Annotated in this window: 1 protein-coding gene and 1 rRNA gene; both read right to left on the bottom strand. The window is 55.1% G+C overall.

The features are described 5' to 3' along the window. Positions 1–44: 44 nt before the first annotated feature. Positions 45–3,170 (bottom strand): 23S ribosomal RNA (locus tag RCH15_RS18910). After that, the coding region (locus RCH15_RS18905) for a hypothetical protein (protein ID WP_326962192.1) at positions 3,157–3,505 on the bottom strand (349 nt) is incomplete at its 5' end. The genes RCH15_RS18910 and RCH15_RS18905, both read right to left, overlap by 14 nt.

The following is a 3,505-nucleotide window of genomic DNA, read 5'->3' as shown; positions in this document are numbered from 1 at the left end:
CCCGGTGGGTGCAAACGCTTTTGAATCGTTTGCCCGGGTGGTGTGTGGTGTAAGTTATCGGCCTATTAGTACCGGTCAGCTTCACGAGTCGTTAGTCCTCGCTTCCACATCCGGCCTATCAACCCAGTGGTCTGGCTGGGGGCCTCTCACACACAAGGTGTATGGAAATCTCATCTCGAAGCGAGCTTCCCGCTTAGATGCTTTCAGCGGTTATCCCATCCGAACGTAGCTAATCAGCGGTGCACTTGGCAGTACAACTGACACACCAGAGGTTCGTCCGTCCCGGTCCTCTCGTACTAAGGACAGCCCTTCTCAAATTTCCTGCGCGCGCAGCGGATAGGGACCGAACTGTCTCACGACGTTCTAAACCCAGCTCGCGTACCGCTTTAATGGGCGAACAGCCCAACCCTTGGGACCTACTCCAGCCCCAGGATGCGACGAGCCGACATCGAGGTGCCAAACCATGCCGTCGATATGGACTCTTGGGCAAGATCAGCCTGTTATCCCCGAGGTACCTTTTATCCGTTGAGCGACGGCCATTCCACAATGTACCGCCGGATCACTAGTCCCGACTTTCGTCCCTGCTCGAGATGTCTCTCTCACAGTCAAGCTCCCTTGTGCACTTACACTCGACACCTGATTGCCAACCAGGCTGAGGGAACCTTTGGGCGCCTCCGTTACTTTTTAGGAGGCAACCGCCCCAGTTAAACTACCCATCAGGCACTGTCCCTGACCCGGATTACGGGCCGAAGTTAGATGTCCAAAGTGACCAGAGTGGTATTTCAACGATGACTCCACCCGAACTGGCGTCCGGGTTTCAACGTCTCCCACCTATCCTACACAAGCCACTCCGAACACCAATACCAAACTATAGTAAAGGTCTCGGGGTCTTTCCGTCCTGCTGCGCGTAACGAGCATCTTTACTCGTACTGCAATTTCGCCGAGTTTATGGTTGAGACAGCGGGGAAGTCGTTACTCCATTCGTGCAGGTCGGAACTTACCCGACAAGGAATTTCGCTACCTTAGGATGGTTATAGTTACCACCGCCGTTTACTGGGGCTTGAATTCTCAGCTTCGCCTTGCGGCTAACCGGTCCTCTTAACCTTCCAGCACCGGGCAGGAGTCAGTCCGTATACATCGTCTTGCGACTTCGCACGGACCTGTGTTTTTAGTAAACAGTCGCTTCCCCCTGGTCTCTGCGGCCCCTGCACGCTCCGGACAGCTGGTGTCCATCACGATGGGGGCCCCCCTTCTCCCGAAGTTACGGGGGCATTTTGCCGAGTTCCTTAACCATAATTCTCTCGATCGCCTTAGTATTCTCTACCTGATCACCTGTGTCGGTTTGGGGTACGGGCGGCTAAAACCTCGCGTCGATGCTTTTCTCGGCAGCATAGGATCACCAAATCCCCCCTTGACGGGGGTCCCATCGGGTCTCAGGCATCATGAACAGCGGATTTGCCTACCGTTCGCCCTACATCCTTAGACCGGGACAACCATCGCCCGGCTTGGCTACCTTCCTGCGTCACACCTGTTAATACGCTTGCCTCCCAGGATCAGGTCCCGCGCTCCACCAAAACCCTTCACCCACAAGGGGTGTCAGGCAGGTCTCGGGCAGTTAGTATCCCCTGTTCAACATGGACGGTTTTTCGCCGGTACGGGAATATCAACCCGTTGTCCATCGACTACGCCTGTCGGCCTCGCCTTAGGTCCCGACTTACCCAGGGCAGATTAGCTTGACCCTGGAACCCTTGATCATTCGGCGGACGGGTTTCTCACCCGTCTTTCGCTACTCATGCCTGCATTCTCACTCGTGTAGGCTCCACCGCTGGTTTACACCGCGACTTCACTGCCCACACGACGCTCCCCTACCACTCCAGACGCCTGAACCACAAGGGCTTAGCTAATATCTGAAATCCACAACTTCGGCGGTGTACTTGAGCCCCGCTACATTGTCGGCGCGGAATCACTTGACCAGTGAGCTATTACGCACTCTTTTAAGGATGGCTGCTTCTAAGCCAACCTCCTGGTTGTCTTCGCAACTCCACATCCTTTCCCACTTAGCACACGCTTAGGGGCCTTAGTTGGTGGTCTGGGCTGTTTCCCTCTCGACTATGAAGCTTATCCCCCACAGTCTCACTGCTGCGCTCTCACTTACCGGCATTCGGAGTTTGGCTGACGTCAGTAACCTTGTAGGGCCCATTAGCCATCCAGTAGCTCTACCTCCGGTAAGAAACACGCAACGCTGCACCTAAATGCATTTCGGGGAGAACCAGCTATCACGAAGTTTGATTGGCCTTTCACCCCTACCCACAGCTCATCCCCTCCATTTTCAACTGAAGTGGGTTCGGTCCTCCACGACGTCTTACCGTCGCTTCAACCTGGCCATGGGTAGATCACTTCGCTTCGGGTCTAGATCACGCCACTGCAACGCCCTATTCAGACTCGCTTTCGCTACGGCTTCCCCACACGGGTTAACCTCGCGACGTAACACTAACTCGCAGGCTCATTCTTCAAAAGGCACGCCGTCACAGCTACAAGGCTGCTCCGACGGATTGTAAGCACACGGTTTCAGGTACTGTTTCACTCCCCTCCCGGGGTACTTTTCACCTTTCCCTCACGGTACTGGTCCGCTATCGGTCATTAGGGAGTATTTAGGCTTATCAGGTGGTCCTGACAGATTCACACGGGATTTCTCGGGCCCCGTGCTACTTGGGATACTCCCCGGGCGGTACACAACATTTCGGTTACGGGGCTCACACCCTCTCTGGCCGGCCTTTCAAGACCGTTCACCTATGCCTGCACTACACACCCCACTGTCCCGGCAGAGACAGAATGGGAAGTCCCACAACCCCGACCATGCAACGCCCGCCGGCTATCACACATGGAACGGTTTAGCCTGATCCGCGTTCGCTCGCCACTACTGACGGAATCACTATTGTTTTCTCTTCCTGCGGGTACTGAGATGTTTCACTTCCCCGCGTTCCCTCCACGCACCCTATGTGTTCAGATGCGGGTCACCAGGTGACTCGCGCCCCTGGCGGGGTTTCCCCATTCGGACACCCTGGGATCACAGTCCGGTTATCGACTCCCCCAGGCTTATCGCAGATTCCTACGTCCTTCTTCGGCTCCTAATGCCAAGGCATCCACCGTGTGCTCTTAAAAACTTGACCACAAAAGATCAAAAACGCTAATTTTCGAGAGAACCACGAAAACCAGCCACACCCAACAACACCCCACAGCAGGGATGCCACCACGCGCAGCCAGATCCAGGTTCATATTCTTGGAAATTGCTTCTTTATAAAAGATGCTCGCGTCCACTATGTAGTTCTCAAACAACAACCCCAAACCACACACCCCACACGCACCCCGCAAAAAAAAGGGGGCGACACCGTGTGCTCGCTGCAGCCAGGAAACCAGAAACACAAGTCCCGGCAGAACAACAACCCCAAAAAGGCCATCCCCCCACCGGTCCTGTTGCCTCAGGACCCAACAGTGTGCCAAACAC

Origin of the sequence: Arthrobacter sp. MP_M4, from assembly GCF_035984855.1 — a bacterium.
Taxonomy (GTDB): Bacteria; Actinomycetota; Actinomycetes; order Actinomycetales; family Micrococcaceae; genus Arthrobacter.
Note: the sequence above shows the minus strand (reverse complement) of the source record. Positions and strands in the feature narration are given on the sequence as shown.